General features: G+C 69.5%; 24 protein-coding genes. 17 read left to right on the top strand and 7 right to left on the bottom strand.

Annotated elements, in window-relative coordinates:
- A partial coding sequence (locus ACLL81_RS12310; protein ID WP_411288640.1) for a hypothetical protein occupies nucleotides 1-193 on the top strand: 193 nt, incomplete at its 5' end.
- Entirely contained in the window at nucleotides 193-771 is a 579-nt protein-coding gene (locus tag ACLL81_RS12305; protein ID WP_411288639.1) for a hypothetical protein, read from the top strand. The genes ACLL81_RS12310 and ACLL81_RS12305, both read left to right, overlap by 1 nt.
- Before the next feature lie 22 nt (nucleotides 772-793).
- Here the strand turns inward: ACLL81_RS12305 and ACLL81_RS12300 are convergent, their stop codons facing one another.
- On the bottom strand, nucleotides 794-1,369 hold the full coding sequence (locus ACLL81_RS12300) for a DUF1003 domain-containing protein (RefSeq protein ID WP_411288638.1): 576 nt from the start codon (nucleotides 1,367-1,369) through the stop codon (nucleotides 794-796).
- Between the two features lie 63 nt (nucleotides 1,370-1,432).
- On the opposite strand from ACLL81_RS12300, the gene ACLL81_RS12295 reads away from it, so the two are divergent.
- Nucleotides 1,433-1,852, top strand: a complete 420-nt coding sequence (locus ACLL81_RS12295; protein ID WP_411288637.1) for a low affinity iron permease family protein — start codon at nucleotides 1,433-1,435, stop codon at nucleotides 1,850-1,852.
- 123 nt (nucleotides 1,853-1,975) lie between these two features.
- The gene (locus ACLL81_RS12290; RefSeq protein WP_411288636.1) at nucleotides 1,976-3,391 is read left to right on the top strand and encodes a sensor histidine kinase; all 1,416 of its coding nucleotides are present in this window, start codon (nucleotides 1,976-1,978) and stop codon (nucleotides 3,389-3,391) included.
- Between the two features lie 331 nt (nucleotides 3,392-3,722).
- Here the strand turns inward: ACLL81_RS12290 and ACLL81_RS12285 are convergent, their stop codons facing one another.
- The gene (locus ACLL81_RS12285) at nucleotides 3,723-4,094 is read right to left on the bottom strand and encodes a response regulator (RefSeq protein WP_411288635.1); all 372 of its coding nucleotides are present in this window, start codon (nucleotides 4,092-4,094) and stop codon (nucleotides 3,723-3,725) included.
- Nucleotides 4,095-4,422: 328 nt separating this feature from the next.
- Between ACLL81_RS12285 and ACLL81_RS12280 the strand changes: the two genes are divergently transcribed.
- The 3 genes from ACLL81_RS12280 (at nucleotide 4,423) to ACLL81_RS12270 (ending at nucleotide 6,545) form a co-directional block, all read left to right on the top strand.
- Nucleotides 4,423-4,857 (top strand): hypothetical protein, encoded by a 435-nt coding sequence (locus tag ACLL81_RS12280; protein ID WP_411288634.1) that lies wholly within the window; start codon nucleotides 4,423-4,425, stop codon nucleotides 4,855-4,857.
- Nucleotides 4,854-6,206 (top strand): hypothetical protein, encoded by a 1,353-nt coding sequence (locus ACLL81_RS12275; RefSeq protein WP_411288633.1) that lies wholly within the window; start codon nucleotides 4,854-4,856, stop codon nucleotides 6,204-6,206. The genes ACLL81_RS12280 and ACLL81_RS12275 overlap by 4 nt, the downstream gene beginning before the upstream one ends.
- A gap of 84 nt (nucleotides 6,207-6,290) precedes the next feature.
- Nucleotides 6,291-6,545, top strand: a complete 255-nt coding sequence (locus ACLL81_RS12270) for a GlsB/YeaQ/YmgE family stress response membrane protein (protein ID WP_411288632.1) — start codon at nucleotides 6,291-6,293, stop codon at nucleotides 6,543-6,545.
- Nucleotides 6,546-6,630: 85 nt separating this feature from the next.
- On the opposite strand, the gene ACLL81_RS12265 is transcribed toward ACLL81_RS12270, so the two are convergent.
- Nucleotides 6,631-7,164: a DUF4402 domain-containing protein gene (locus tag ACLL81_RS12265; protein ID WP_411288631.1), complete on the bottom strand. Its 534-nt coding sequence runs from the start codon at nucleotides 7,162-7,164 to the stop codon at nucleotides 6,631-6,633.
- Between the two features lie 2 nt (nucleotides 7,165-7,166).
- The gene (locus tag ACLL81_RS12260; protein ID WP_411288630.1) at nucleotides 7,167-7,289 is read right to left on the bottom strand and encodes a hypothetical protein; all 123 of its coding nucleotides are present in this window, start codon (nucleotides 7,287-7,289) and stop codon (nucleotides 7,167-7,169) included.
- 414 nt (nucleotides 7,290-7,703) lie between these two features.
- On the opposite strand from ACLL81_RS12260, the gene ACLL81_RS12255 reads away from it, so the two are divergent.
- From ACLL81_RS12255 to ACLL81_RS12225, 7 genes are all read left to right on the top strand, one after another.
- Complete coding sequence (locus tag ACLL81_RS12255; RefSeq protein WP_411288629.1) at nucleotides 7,704-7,982, top strand: hypothetical protein; 279 nt, start codon at nucleotides 7,704-7,706, stop codon at nucleotides 7,980-7,982.
- A gap of 63 nt (nucleotides 7,983-8,045) precedes the next feature.
- The gene (locus ACLL81_RS12250; protein WP_411288628.1) at nucleotides 8,046-8,525 is read left to right on the top strand and encodes a MotA/TolQ/ExbB proton channel family protein; all 480 of its coding nucleotides are present in this window, start codon (nucleotides 8,046-8,048) and stop codon (nucleotides 8,523-8,525) included.
- Nucleotides 8,526-8,536: 11 nt separating this feature from the next.
- On the top strand, nucleotides 8,537-8,914 hold the full coding sequence (locus ACLL81_RS12245; protein WP_411288627.1) for a BlaI/MecI/CopY family transcriptional regulator: 378 nt from the start codon (nucleotides 8,537-8,539) through the stop codon (nucleotides 8,912-8,914).
- Nucleotides 8,904-9,812, top strand: a complete 909-nt coding sequence (locus tag ACLL81_RS12240; protein ID WP_411288626.1) for a M56 family metallopeptidase — start codon at nucleotides 8,904-8,906, stop codon at nucleotides 9,810-9,812. The genes ACLL81_RS12245 and ACLL81_RS12240 overlap by 11 nt, the downstream gene beginning before the upstream one ends.
- Nucleotides 9,809-10,315 (top strand): hypothetical protein, encoded by a 507-nt coding sequence (locus ACLL81_RS12235; protein WP_411288625.1) that lies wholly within the window; start codon nucleotides 9,809-9,811, stop codon nucleotides 10,313-10,315. Before ACLL81_RS12240 ends, ACLL81_RS12235 begins: the two co-directional genes overlap by 4 nt.
- A gap of 105 nt (nucleotides 10,316-10,420) precedes the next feature.
- Entirely contained in the window at nucleotides 10,421-10,669 is a 249-nt protein-coding gene (locus ACLL81_RS12230; protein WP_411288624.1) for a type II toxin-antitoxin system Phd/YefM family antitoxin, read from the top strand.
- 65 nt (nucleotides 10,670-10,734) lie between these two features.
- Nucleotides 10,735-11,001 carry a Txe/YoeB family addiction module toxin gene (locus tag ACLL81_RS12225; RefSeq protein WP_411288623.1) on the top strand — a complete coding sequence of 89 codons (267 nt, stop codon included), beginning with the start codon at nucleotides 10,735-10,737 and terminating at the stop codon, nucleotides 10,999-11,001.
- Nucleotides 11,002-11,029: 28 nt separating this feature from the next.
- Here the strand turns inward: ACLL81_RS12225 and ACLL81_RS12220 are convergent, their stop codons facing one another.
- A complete protein-coding gene (locus ACLL81_RS12220) occupies nucleotides 11,030-11,500 on the bottom strand; it encodes a hypothetical protein (RefSeq protein WP_411288622.1) in 471 nt (156 codons plus the stop codon).
- A 165-nt stretch (nucleotides 11,501-11,665) separates the two neighbouring features.
- Here ACLL81_RS12220 and ACLL81_RS12215 point away from each other — a divergent pair, with 165 nt between their 5' ends.
- On the top strand, nucleotides 11,666-11,914 hold the full coding sequence (locus tag ACLL81_RS12215; protein ID WP_411288621.1) for a hypothetical protein: 249 nt from the start codon (nucleotides 11,666-11,668) through the stop codon (nucleotides 11,912-11,914).
- 101 nt (nucleotides 11,915-12,015) lie between these two features.
- Here the strand turns inward: ACLL81_RS12215 and ACLL81_RS12210 are convergent, their stop codons facing one another.
- Nucleotides 12,016-12,372: a response regulator gene (locus ACLL81_RS12210; RefSeq protein WP_411288620.1), complete on the bottom strand. Its 357-nt coding sequence runs from the start codon at nucleotides 12,370-12,372 to the stop codon at nucleotides 12,016-12,018.
- A 98-nt stretch (nucleotides 12,373-12,470) separates the two neighbouring features.
- The gene (locus tag ACLL81_RS12205) at nucleotides 12,471-12,656 is read right to left on the bottom strand and encodes a hypothetical protein (protein WP_411288619.1); all 186 of its coding nucleotides are present in this window, start codon (nucleotides 12,654-12,656) and stop codon (nucleotides 12,471-12,473) included.
- A 207-nt stretch (nucleotides 12,657-12,863) separates the two neighbouring features.
- On the opposite strand from ACLL81_RS12205, the gene ACLL81_RS12200 reads away from it, so the two are divergent.
- Both ACLL81_RS12200 and ACLL81_RS12195 read left to right on the top strand, forming a co-directional pair.
- The gene (locus ACLL81_RS12200) at nucleotides 12,864-13,208 is read left to right on the top strand and encodes a hypothetical protein (RefSeq protein ID WP_411288618.1); all 345 of its coding nucleotides are present in this window, start codon (nucleotides 12,864-12,866) and stop codon (nucleotides 13,206-13,208) included.
- Nucleotides 13,209-13,438: 230 nt separating this feature from the next.
- Nucleotides 13,439-13,621: hypothetical protein (locus tag ACLL81_RS12195; protein WP_411288617.1), on the top strand; the 183-nt coding region annotated here is incomplete at its 3' end.

Below are 13,621 nucleotides of genomic sequence, written 5' to 3'. Positions count from 1 at the left end.
CCCGGCGGAGGACGCCGCCTCGGTGGTGGCCGGCGCGCTGAGCCGCCGGGCGCCGGGGGAGCGGCCGGGATTCCTGCGCGAACTGCTGGCGCACACCGCCGCGGGCCTGGTGGTGATCGAGGGCGAACGGCAGGCTGGCGAGGCGGTCTATCGCCTGGCCGACGCGGTGGTGGCCCGCGGCGGCGGCCGCTGATGGCGCGCACCAAGGACCCGGCGCGCGAGGCGCGGGACCGATTGCTGCGGCGGGAGCGGCAGGCCAGCGCGCAGGCGGAAATCCGCGCGGTGAGCGACGGGGTGGCCGAGACGGTGGCCCTGGCCCGCGCCCGCGGGGCGGCCATCGCGCCGTCGCCAGGACCACGGGGGGCCAGGACCGGGCCGCTGCGGCGCTACGCCGGGTTGGACTGGCTGGCGCGCAAGGGCCGGCTGAGCCCGGCGCAGAAACAGGCCGGCGAGCGCTATGGCGCCTGCTGGCGGCGCGCCGGGCACGACCCGTCGATCCCGTCCACCCTGGAGGTGCAGCCGGGCGCGGCGGCCGGCGGCGCGGCCCTGGCCGACATGCTGGCCCACGCCGACGGCACGGCGCACGCGGCCAGGCGGCTGGCCCTGTTCCGCCGCCGGCTTAGCGGCCAGCGCGACCTGATCGCCGCCTGCGACCGGATCTGCGGTCAGGAAATGACCCCCCGCGAGGCCGCCGCCGGCGACCACCGCGAGGGCGCCCGGATCGAGGCGGTGCTGGGGGTGGCGCTGGATATGCTGGCCGGGGCGGGGTGAGGGGGCGCGGCGCCAGGCCGACTCAGCCGTCGCCCCCCGATTGCCTGGGCGGCCGGTCGGGGCGGGCCTCCTTGAGCGCCTCGGCCACCAGGCTGGGGTCGGCCGGGGCGCTCATCAGGTCGGCGGTGGCGTCGGTGCGGTCGCGGACGCTGGGCAGGTCGCGGCGCAGGCTTTCCAGCAGCTCGATGGTCTTGGCGGCCTTCTGGTCGGCCAGGATGGCAAGCTCCAGGATGAGCTGCTCGCGCAGTTCGATGAGCTGATCCTCCCGCCGCTGGGTGGTGAGGATCAGGATGGTCATCATCAGCGCGGTGAAGGCGACCGCGCCCTGCAGCCAGAAGAACGGCGCCGGGTCGAGGGGCGGGCGGCCGAGGGCGGGCAAGGCGAGGTTCAGGCCGATCCAGGCCGCCGCGATCAGCAGGATCACCGCGATGGCGCCCGGACGGGCCGCCGACCAGGTCAGGCGCTCGATGAGGAGCTGAGCGCGGGCGCCGTCCGCGCGGTGCTGTTCATGCAGGAACGCGATGGCCTTCACCGTGTCGGAGATGTGGTCCGGCAGGGCGTCGGCGGCGTCGGGCAGGGGTCGGGAGATCAGGGTCAAGGCGCAGGCCCAAGCTTCAGGGTGCTGGCGCAACGCCTCGCCGGCCCTTAGCGTTCAGGCGCGATGGACTTCAACAGATCATTCTCGAACTTCGCCAGCAAGACCGCCAGGGTCAGCGGCAGCCCGGTGACCTTCGGGCTCTGTATCCTGCTGGTGCTGGCCTGGGCGTCCACGGGTCCGATTTTCAAGTTCTCGCAGACCTGGCAGCTGGTGATCAACACCGGCACCACGATCATCACCTTCCTGATGGTGTTCCTGATCCAAAACACCCAGAACCGCGACGGCATGGCCATCCAGACCAAGCTGGACGAGCTAATCCTGACCTCCAATGCGGAGGACGAGTTCGTCGGCATCGAACACCTGACGGACAGGGAGTTGAGCGCCCTGCAAGCCCGCTTGGCCACGGCCGCGCAGGCGCACGCCAGGCTGGCCGCGGCGGCGCAGAAGGAGATCGGCTCGCGAAAGACCGATGCGGCCAGCTAGCCGGCGCTGGAGGCGCCCGCAAAGCGGCGGCGAAACCCCGGCGCGCGGCGTAAACAGGAGAGGGGGGTTCAGGCTTTCCCCGCTGGCCTGCTAGGGTCGCGCCTTTCGACGTGAGAGCCAAGCGTGAGCGACGACAGTCCCCCCGATCCGAGTGAGCCTGCGGACGTCCGCGACGGCCGCCTGCGCGACGTGCTGGAAAGCATCAGCGACGGGTTCTATGCGCTGGATGCGCAGTGGCGCTACGTGTTGGTCAACCGCGCCGCCGAGGACTATTTTGGGGTCAGTCGCGATGAGCTGATCGGCAGGAGCATGTGGGAGAGGTTCCCGCAGGGCCGCGGCACCGATTTCGAGCGGTTCTGCCGCCTGGCGATGACCGACGGGGCGGTGACCCACTTCGAGACGCCCTCGAAACTGCGGCCCGACCGGGTGGTGGAGCTGCGCATCGGGCCGCTGCGGGGCGGCGGCCTGACCGTGACGCTCACCGACATCACCGAGCGCCGGGCGGCGGAAGCCCGCCTGCAGGAGATCAGCGAACGCAACGAGACCCTGGCGGCCCAGCGCTCGGCAATCCTCAGCCAGTTGGCCGAGGGGGTGATCGTCACCGACGCCGAGGGGCGCATCGTGTTCGTCAACCAGGCGGCCGAGCGCCTGCATGGGGTGGCGCGGCTGGACGTGGCGCCGGATGACTACAGCCAGACCTATCGGCTGTTCACGGACGATGGGGTCCTCTATCCGCCCCAGGACCTGCCGCTGACCCGCGCCGTGCGCGACGGGGCCGTCGTGCTGGACGCCTCGTGGCGGATACAGAGGCCGGATGGCGGGGTGGTCCGTGCGATCGGCTCGGCCAGACCGATCCTGGACGACACGGGAAAGCAGATCGGCGCGGTCCTGACCGTGCGCGACGACACCGCGCGCAGCCTGGCGGAAGAGCATTCCAAGCTGATGGTCCTGGAACTGAACCATCGGGTGAAGAACAACCTGGCCACGGTGCAGGCGATCGCCAGCCAGACCCTGCGCGGGGTGCAGACGGTGCCGGAGGCGCGCGAGGCGCTGATGTCGCGGATCACCGCCCTGGCGGCGGCGCACGACATCCTGACCCGCGAGCAATGGGACGGGGTAGGGATCGCAGAGGTGGCCAGTGGCGTGCTCGACGTGCTGCACGACGGGGTGCGCGGCCGGGTGCAGCTGAGCGGCCACGACGTGCGGCTGACGCCCAAGGCGGCGCTGTCCCTGTCCATGGCGTTCCACGAGCTGGGCACCAATGCGCTGAAGTATGGGGCGCTGAGCTCGCCGCAGGGGCGGGTGCGGGTGCACTGGACGGTGGGGCCGGCGCCGGAGCGGCGCCTGCGGCTGACCTGGACCGAGGCAGGAGGCCCCGAGGTGAAGGCGCCCAGCACGCGGGGCTTCGGATCACGGCTGCTTGAGCGGGGGCTGGCGGCGGAGCTGCGCGGCCATGTGCGCCTGGAGTTCCTGCCCGAGGGCCTGCGCTGCGAGATCGAGACGCCGATGGCTGTGGAGGCCGCGCCGACCCAGAACTAGAGCGCAGCAAAAAGCCCCAACGCTCGGGGGGCGTCGGGGCTTGCGTGTCGGCCGCCCTGGGCATGGGAGGCTTCCTGACTATGAAGACGCCACGCCGGGCCGTTCACCCCCCATGCCATGGGGGAGGAAAATGCAGAACCGGCGAGATCGTCGGCAATCTGGAGCGGCGCGCTCAGCGCAGCCGGAACTCCGGGCGGCTGGGGCGGACCTGTTCGGCGCCAACCAGAGCCAGCAGCCAGACGCATCCGATCACGTCACGCAGTGTTCGCAGCATCCGACCCTCCTGTCTCAAGCTGAGCTGTAACGGCGGACCGGCGGGGAGGTTCCGCGGTCAGGCGGGATCGCCATCCCCCATAAGGACGACGACCTGATCGGCCAGCTCGTCGGCGTAGAACGGCTTTGGGAACATCACCGCGTCGGCGACGCCATATCGCTCAAGGTGGGCCGCGTGGCCGGTGATGTAGACCACCTTGAGGTCCGGGTTCAACGAGCGGGCGCGCCGCGCCACGTCAAAACCCGTGGTGCCGACGCCCAGGTTGATATCGGCGATCAGGACCCGGAAGTCAGGCGCCTCAGCCTCGAGAATCTCATAAGCGGCGACGTCGCTGGCTGCTGCGCGGACGCGCAGACCGCGCCGCTCGAGGGCGTCCTGGACGAGTTCCAGCAAATCGGCCTCGTCCTCGACGACAAGTACTGCGGTCATTTCAACGCTCTTACTGACAAATGTCGCCTACCCGACGCAGGGTCTTCGCAATGGAGGGTAACGCGCCATGGCCCGCATGGGTCCGCCATAGCCTGACACTCTAGATGTTCGTTGTTTGTTCTTGACAGCCGCACGCGTTTCTGACAGGATCATGCCAGCGTTGATAGGTGCGCGCCTCTGGCCAGCTCGCCAGTTCGCCTGCGCGGCGAGCGGTCCGCCCGGACGCAGACCCACCCCCACCCCCACCCCACCTGAAGGATCACCCATGCGAGAACCCCCAGCCCCGGGGCGGCGAGCCCCTGCGCGCGGCCCAAGCCGCCGCCCGCCGGTGCGGTACTCCCATGCCCTGGCCGAGGAGATCTGTGCACGGACGGCGCAGGGCGAGACCTGGCTAGCGATGTGCGGCAGGGGCGGCCTGCCCGTCTCCAAGACCCTATACCTGTGGCTCGACCGATACCCTGAGTTCGCTGACGCCTATGCGACCGCCCGGCAGCGGGCTGGGGAGAGCTTCGCCGACCGGGCGCTCAGCGTGGCGGAGAACGCCACGGCGGCGAGCATGCAGCGCGATCGCCTGCTGGTGGGCACGCTGCGCTGGCGTGCGTCGGTGGCCGCCCCGCATCTGTTTGGCCTGAAAGCCCCGCCAGCCAGCGGTCAGCCGCTGCGCAAGGTCATCTTCGAGGTCCGGCGCTTTGAGCGGGTGGTCGGGCCGGACGGGGTGGCCTATGCCCGCGAGCTGCCGCGGATCCGCGGACCCAAGGGATGACCTCGCGCGCGGCGCGACCGCCCAAGGTCGACCTGCCGGTGAGCACCTTTCACCCACGGGCGCACCAGGTGGCGGTGTGGGAGGCGCTGCTGGCCGGACGCCTGCGCGCCGACGTGGTGGCGCACCGCCGGTGGGGCAAGGACGAGGTGGCGCTACACTGGGCGGCGCTCTGCGCCTCGGAGGTTCCGGGCAACTACTGGCACCTGATGCCCGAGGCTTCGCAGGGGCGCAAGGCGATCTGGGACGCGGTCAACCCACACACCGGCCTGCGACGGATCGAGGAGGCCTTCGCCATCCAGATGGGGGCCGTGGCGCACGACGCGGACATGAAGCTGGCGTTCGCCAATGGCTCAACCTGGCAGGTGGCGGGCTCCGACAACTACGACAGCCTGATGGGCGCCTCGCCGGCCGGGGTGGTGTTCTCGGAATGGGCGCTCGCCAAGCCAGAGGCGTGGGGCTTCATCCGGCCGATCCTGGCGGAGAACGGTGGCTGGGCGCTGTTCCTGTGGACACCAAGGGGGCGCAACCACGCGACCCGGGCGTTCGACAGCCGGGCGGCCGACCCAAGCTGGTTCACCCTGCGCTCGCCGGCCACCGACACGGACGTGTTCACCCCGGCGCAGCTGGCCAAGGAGCGGGCTGAACTGATCGCCGAACTGGGCTCTGAGGCGGAGGGCGAGGCGCGGTTCGCCACGGAATACCTGGTGGACTTCGACGCCGCCGCGCCGGGCGCCTACTACGCCAGCGCGATGGGCGAGGCGGAGCGGACGGGCCGGATCGGGCGGGTCCCTCACGACCCGGCGCTGAAGGTGGAGACCGCCTGGGACCTGGGGATCGACGACTACACCGCCATCTGGTTCTTCCAGCAGGTGGGCCGCGAGGTGCGGGCCATCGACTATTTCGAGACCAGCGGCGACGGGTTGCAGGCCATCGTGCGCCAGGCGATCGCCGACAAGCCCTATGTCTACGGCGGCCATCACCTGCCGCACGACGTGATGGTGCGCGAACTTGGGGCGGCGGGGCGTTCGCGCTTCGAGACTCTGGGATCGCTGGGGGTCAGGCCGATCCGCGTGGGGACGGCCACCGACCCGGAGGAGCGGATCAACGCCGGGCGGCTGCTGATCCCGGTCACCTGGTTCGATGCGGAGCGCTGCGCGGTGGGGCTGGAGCGGCTGCGCGCCTACCGCAAGCGGTGGAGCCGGGCGACGCGGGCCTATGCCGGGCCGTTGCACGATCACGCCAGCCACGCCGCCGATGCGTTCGGGGAGTTCGCCCTCAACCGGCACGGGGCGCCGGCCCCGCGGGCGGGCCGGGCCAACCTCGGCCAACCGCTCGGATGGATGCGGTGAATGGTGTCCGCGCGAAAGTCATGCAACCTCTGCCGAAGCGACCGCATTTGAGACGGACGCACGGAGCGGAGAGGAACACATCACATGGACGGCGTAGGCATCATCGGAATGATCATCATCGGCATCCTTGCCGGGTGGATCGCCGAAAAAGTCATGAAGCGGAATCACGGGCTCTTGATGAACCTGATCGTTGGCGTTGTCGGGGCGTTCCTCGGCGGCTTTATCGCCAGCGCCCTGGGCTTCAGTGCGGGCGGCGTCATCGGGACCCTGCTGGTGGCCACGGCAGGCGCGGTCCTGCTGCTGTTCGTGCTGGGCATCGTCCAGAAGCGTCGCGTCTAAGACGCCACGGACGGCAAGGTTACAGAGCCTTCCCCGGTTTGCGCCGGGGGAGGTTTCCGCATGCCTGATCGTTGGAGGAACCCGCTCAGTTGTAGGAGACGGTCACCTGGAAGGAGCCTGAGTAGGCGCCGGAGGCGGTGGTCGGGGCGACCGGAATGGAGCCGCCCACGCCAAAGGTGGTGGAACCGGGGGCGCCGAGCGCTCCAGTGAGCGTCGCCGAGGTGGCGCTGGCGGTGAGGGTGACGGCGATCAGTTCAGACCCGCCCGAGCGGGTCATGTTGAGGTTGGCGGGCACATTGATGGAGATCGCCTGGCCGCCTTCACCGGAGACGCTGAACGCCGCGCGGGTTGGCGCGGTATGGGGCCCGCCGACCAGGAGGGCGCCGTCGCCCGCGAGACTGCGCGTCCCATCAGACTGCGAGACCGTCACCACGCCGGAGCCCGTGGCCGGCCGCACGATGGTGCCAAACTGCAGATCCGCGGTCTTCGACAGCACGATGGGCTGGAAGATGGTGCCGCCCACGTTGGTGGACTGGCTGGAGGTCGCCTGGGCGTGAGCCGTGGTGGCGAGAGTGGCGGCCGCGAGGGCGAGGGCAAGACTACGGATGTTGCTGCTCATGTCTAAATGGCCTGGGCCGCGATCATCGCCGCGGCGGAAAGGAACGCGCCCAGCATCAGTCCGCTCAATACGCTGACGACATAATCCTGTGGCGCCAGCACAGCGTGGGCGACGGTCCGGTGCATGGGTGTTCATATCGCTGTTCGCCAAAGCTCTTCCACGCCTCGCAGGTTGAGCGGAGAAGGAAACCCTCCCAAAATCAACGTCCGGGTGCGAATTTCGTGCGGCATAACGACCTCGATAGAGAAGCTACGGCGACTGCAACGCTCAGGATGCACGAACGGCGCCGTTGGAAACGTCTGAAGCCAGGACATGCGGCGGCCATAAGAAAAGCCCCGGCGCCTGTTGAGGCGTCGGGGCTCTGATGCGACGGGACCAAGTCGGGGGGGGCGTGTCGCCGCCGCGTTGATAAGAGCGCAGAACGGCGGCGGGGGTTCCGGCTTCCTGTAAGAAAGTTGTGCGCCCGGCCGCTTTTCCTTCCCGGGCCTTGCACCGCTCCGCCCGGCGCCTAGGCTGGCCGCCGCAAAACGGAGGCTGCGATGAGCGAAGACATGGGCCGCGTCCTGTCGCTGGAGGCGCAGCTTGAGGACACCCAGCGCAGCCTGATCGCGCATGATTTCCTGCTGCGCGCACTGCTGACCCACCTGGCGCTGTCGGACCCGCAGGCGTTTGGCGGGCTGATCGGCGGTTTCAGCCAGTCCGGGCTCTACCGGACCTCAGGATCCGGGGGGATGACCCGCGACGTGGCGCACGAACTGACCACCATGCTGGAAGATATCTCGGCCAGCCTCAAGGGGCGGCGGCAGAGCGACGCTTGACGGCGGTGTTTACACGTGTAGTTTCCAGGTCAAGTTTACAAACGTAATCTTAGGGAGACGCCCGTGCGCCGGATCATCGCCATGACTGCTTTTTTCACCGCGTTGAGTGCGCCGGCCTGGGCGCAAGACGCCAACTCCCCCGTCTTCGTCCCGGTGGCCGAGCGGCTGACCCTGGGCGGGGTGTTCGGCGACGCGACCCTGGTGGTGCAGTTGGTGATGGCCGGGCTGATAGCCGCGACCCTGCTTGGGCTGGCGCTCTATGCCATGGCGTTGGCCGGGCGGGGCGCGGCGCGCGCCGTGGGATTTCTGCGAGCGCTGAGGACCGCCGGACCCCTGCTGGGTCTCACCGCGGCCAGCCTGACCCTGCTGGGGTCCTTCATCGCGGTCTCCAACGTGCGGCCGACGCCGTCGCTGACGGTGATGGCGCCGGGGATCGCCGAGGCGCTGCTGGCGGTGATGCTGGGGCTGATGGCGGCCAGCGTGGCGGTGATCTGCGGCCGCCACCTGGAGGAGCGGGTGCGCAAGCTGCTCGCCACGGCCTGAAGCCCGTCCGCATGGCAAGTCCTCGCATCTCCGCCGCCGAAAGCCGGATCATGGAGGCGCTGTGGGCCAGGAGCCCGCAGAGCGCCGACGAGATCGTCGCCCTGGTGGGCGCCGCCCAGAACTGGGGGGAGGCGACGGTGAAGACGCTGATCAACCGGCTGCTCAAGAAAAAGGCGCTGGCCTCGGAGCGCACTGCCGGTCGGGCGGCCTATCGCCCGCTGGTGTCGCGCCCCGACTATGTCACCGGGGAAAGCCAGGGACTGCTGGACCGGCTGTTCGGGGGCGAGCTGGCTCCACTGGTGGCCCACTATGCCCGGCACCGGCCGCTGTCGCCGCAGGAGGTGGCGGAACTGAAACGGCTGATCCAGGAGCTGGACGATGAGGATTGAGCTCCTGGAGATCCTGATCCGAACAACCGGGGCGCTCAGTCTGGCGGTCGCCGTGATCCTGGCCCTGCGGCTGCCGGCCCGGCGATGGCTGGGTGCGCAGACGGCCTACCTGCTGTGGGCGGCGGCGCCCCTGGCGATGCTGGCGAGCCTGTTGCCCCGGCCGACGCTGACCAGCAGCGATCCGGTCGGCGCCGGGCCAGCGGCCTGGGCCGACCAGATCGGCGCCGCGGGCGCCGCGGGCGCAGTCCTGGCGGTCTGGCTGGCGGGGGTGCTGGCGAGCGCGGCGGTGATGGGCGTGGCGCAGGCGGCGTTCCTGCGGCAGGCGCGGGCCGGCCGGGCCGGGCCCGCCGTCGTGGGCGTGTTCGCCCCGCGCATTGTCATGCCGGCCGCAAGCGCGGACTATTCGCCCGACGAGCGCGCGCTGATCCGGGCGCACGAGCGCGAGCACATCGTGCGCGGTGATCCCCGGGCCGGGGCGGCGGCGGCGGCGATCACCTGCCTGATGTGGTTCAATCCGCTGGCGCACCTTGGGGCGCGGTTGCTGCGGATGGACCAGGAGCTGGCCTGCGATGCGGCGACGCTGGGGCGGGTCCCCGGCGCGCGGCGGCGTTATGCCGAGACCCTGCTGAAGACCCACCTGGGCGTGCGCACCCTACCGTTCGGCTGCCATTGGACGGCCCGGTCGCCGCACCCGCTGGCCGTGCGCATCGGCCTGCTGAAGGCGAGGCCGCCGATCCTGGCCGAGACGGGATGGCTGGTAGCGGCGGCCAGCGTGCTGGCGGTGGGTTACGCCGCCTGGGCCATGCAGCCGATGGCCCCGCCGCGGGCGGCGTTCCAGTGGCCCGTGGAGCCGCCCGTGATGCTGGTCGACATCACCCCGCCGGCGGTGCGCCGGTGAGAGCGGTGGCAGCCGGCCTGGCCCTGACGGTGCTGGCCGGTTGCGCGGACACCAGCGCCAGGACTGAGGCCCGATATCTCGCTCGCCAGGCGGCGGTGGACCCGCCGGCCCTGTGGCTGGCGCAGTCGATCGACCCCCAGGGGCGTGTGGAGGTCGCGGTGCTGGTCTGTGCTGACACCACCCTGCGCCAGGGGTTCACCCGGGCCACCGTCCAGGCTGGTGAGGCGTTCTGCGCGCCGCACCGCGACGCGGTGATCCGGCCGGACCTCTATGCGGTGCGATGCGACCTGGGCGGGCGGGGCTATGGCCTGACCGTCAGCCTGCGCGGCGACCCGGAGCAGGCGTTCGAGACGCGGTTCGCCTTGCAGCCGCTAGCGGCGGCCGGCGGCGGCGCCAGCCAGACCGTACGTTACCGGCGGATAGGATCTTGCCCGGCGGGCTGGGGGATCGGCGATCAGGCGCGACCGGACGCGCCGAAGGGCCGCAACGCCCTCGCCGGCTAGTTGACGACCCGATGACCTCCGTCGGACGGTCTTCAGCGGGATTGTGCCGGCGGACTTGAATGTGTACGTATTTCGGTACATATTGCGGCCCGACTGGAGGCGACCATGGATGTGGTTACGTTCACTGACACCCGGCAGAACCTCAAAGATGTGATGGATCGGGTTGTGGACAGCCACAGCCCGATCCTGGTGACACGACAGAAGGCCGAACCGGTGGTGATGGTCTCGCTGGCGGACTGGAACGCCTTGGAAGCGACGATGCACCTGCTGTCTTCGCGCCAGAACGCGTCGCGCCTCCTAGAAGCCATCGATGAACTGGACGCGGGCGGCGGAACTGAGCGTGATCTCCTCTAGGTCGCCGCCTTGTCGCGCCTGCTGACGCCGAACCCGACTCCCCTTCAGCGCGAAACGCCCCGGCGGTGAGGCTCATATGGTCAAAGCGGGCGTGGGAGGACTATCTCCACTGGCAGCAGCACGACCCCAACACGCTCAAGCGGGTCAACAACCTGATCAAGGAATGCCAGCGCGATCCCTTCAACGGGACCGGCAAGCCTGAACCGCTGAGGGAAAACCTCAAGGGATGGTGGTCGCGCAGGATCACCGGGACGGATCGGCTGGTCTATCGCGTGTCGGGCAAGGATGCGGACCAGACATTGGAGATCGCGCAATGCCGCTATCATTACTGACGGTGGGCGCGCGGGCGGTCTAAACGGCCTACCAGTTGCAGCGCTGGTCGATCCACAGGGTCATCGACCCGACGCTCTTGGCCGTACCCTGCTTGGTCATGCAGGTGGCGAAGGCGGTCTGGAAGGTGCTCCAGCCCTCGCGGCCGCGGGTCAGCATCACCGGGACCGTGGTAGCCGTCCCGGCCTCCAGGGCGCAGGCCCGCGCGGAGGTGAGGATGGCCGGCGCCTGGGCGTTGGAGGCGCGCAGCTCGCCGATCAGCTCGCCGCGCCGTTCCAGCGTGGCCATGCGCGCCGCCGCCATCGGCGTGAAGTCGGCGCGGCGCAGGATGATGTCCTGGTCGCAGGCCTCGAGCGGCATGCCGCCGCTCCACAGGCGGTCGGCATCATGCCAGAAGATGGCGGTGCGGGCCTGCGCCATCCCGGCGTAAGGCTGAGCGCTGGCGAAAGGCGCACTGACGAGTGCGACAGCAGCGGCGAGCGCCAAGCCCAAAATACGCATGAGAACCCCTAAACCCAGGGATGAGTCGAGCTTAGCCGTGGCAAAGAGTCAACAGCGGGTTAATGCGGCTTGGTTAACCTGAACGCCGTTAACCTAGGCGATCGCGCCGGAACCAAACTCCACGGCCAAGGTTGAGACCCTGACGCCCGCCAAGGAGATTTTGCCATGCACCCGACATTCAGCCTTGCCGCTGCTCTCGCCTTCACGCTGGCCGTGGCCGGTTGCGGCAAGGAACGCACGGCCGAGGCGGACACCGGGACCTCCAAGGCGGTGGTCACCACTGAAGCGCCGGAAAGCGTGGTTCCCGACGAACAACTGCAGCAGCAGGCCCAGCAGGCCGCCACGGCCACCAGCACGCCCGTTGACGGCACCGGCGCTGTGGCCACGACGACGGCGACACCACCGCCCAAGTAGTCGGCCCCGCACACCCAGAGCGCGCTTCGCTCCGATAGCCTCGGAGCGGTATTCCAGGTCCTTGTTTTGTCGCGCTTGCTGACGCTGAACCGGCGACGACTTCAGTGCAGCGCTAATTCCTTGACGCGCACAGCGAGCTCCTGGGGGTTGAAGGGCTTGGCCATCATCACCGAGCCCTCGACACCCAGGTGCGACTGGTGGGAGGCGTGGCCGGTGATGTAGATCACCGGAATGCCGGGATGGGCTGCGCGGGCCGCACGGGCGACGTCAAAGCCGTCCGTCCCGGGGCCGAGGTTTATGTCGGTGACCAGGACGCTGAAGCTGCGCTTCGGATCCTTGAGGAAGCTGTAGGCGTCGCGGTCGGTGTGGGCGACCTCCACGCTGAGGTCCGCGTCGGCGAGGCTCTCGGACAGCACGGCGGCCACCAGGAAATCGTCTTCGACCAACAGGACGCACATCACTTGGCTGCCTCAGGTAACCGGGGACTCAAGGAGCTTACCGTGAGTCGGCGGTTCCGCAGGATCGGCCCGCAATGGTGAACCAAAGCGAAACAGCCTTAGCGTTGGTGTCCGCCCGGCGGGAAGACGTGGACCCGACGGCCGGCCTGCCAGAGTTCCAGCTTGCGGCCATCGACCCTGTCCCTGGCCATGGCCAAGGCGCGCTGATCGTCTTCGGCTTCCAGGTCATGGGCGTCCTGAATCCGGTTCTGGCCGTCGATGAAATACAACCGATAATCCGCCATGGCCCCCGCCAATCGACAGGGCCACCTGACGCCAGAGTTGCAACGGCGTCTAGCCGACACCCGACATAGTTGGCGCAATAGGCTGTTCCCGCCTTGAGCGGCGGCGCTTTCCGTGGGCCCACGCGCCGATTGAGGCGCAGGGCTCGCCACGAAGGCGAGACGGCTCAACCTCGCCGTGCCATGGTGCAGCTTCGAGGGGCGGCGCACATGCGAAACTTGGTGATCGGCGCGGCCCTGATGTTGAGCGGCTGCGCCATTGGTCCGGCCACGGACCTGTCCTCGTCGCTGTATGGCCGGCACCTGGATACGCTCTCGGCGCTCTATGGCCCGTGGTCGGAGACCCTGACCCTGGACGGCCGCCCGCTCTACGTCTGGCGCAGGATGGTGCAGGTGGACGGCGGCGAGCACTATTGCGAGATCTGGGTCGAGACAGGGTTCCGCAAGGCGATCAGCCGACGGACGATGCAGGGCTATGCGCCGGCCTGCCAGCAGTTCGCGCTGCGCGAGGCCACGACCAGTTCGGTGACCGGCCTGAGCAAGGTGTCCGACTAGAGCACGCCCGCGATGTCGTCGGCCGGGGGCGTGGCGCAGCGCGATGTTCCTATTTTGTTCTTGACGGCCGCACGCGTTTGTGCGACAAACATGCCAGCGTTAATCACTGCGCCCGCGGCCCTAGTCGCGAGCCTGCGAGACGCCTCTCAATCTTAGCCGCCGCGGCCTCGCTGGGTCGCTTTTCGTCCGCCGAGCCTGCTCGCGCGGGCGCATTGCCATGGGGCACGCCCTTGTCCGACGACGACACCTTGAAAGACGCCCGTGAGGCGTTCGAGCTGGCGGCGGAGGCCGAGGCCGAGAACCGGCGCGACGCCCTGGACGACCTGCGGTTCGCCCGGCTGGGCGAGCAGTGGCCGGAGGCGATCCGCCGCGAGCGCGACCTCGATGGGCGGCCCTGCCTGACCATCAACCGG

This window comes from Phenylobacterium sp. (assembly GCF_046590535.1).
Lineage (GTDB): Bacteria > Pseudomonadota > Alphaproteobacteria > Caulobacterales > Caulobacteraceae > Phenylobacterium.
The sequence above is the reverse complement of the archived record's forward strand: the minus strand, read 5'-3'. Positions and strand labels throughout refer to the sequence as shown.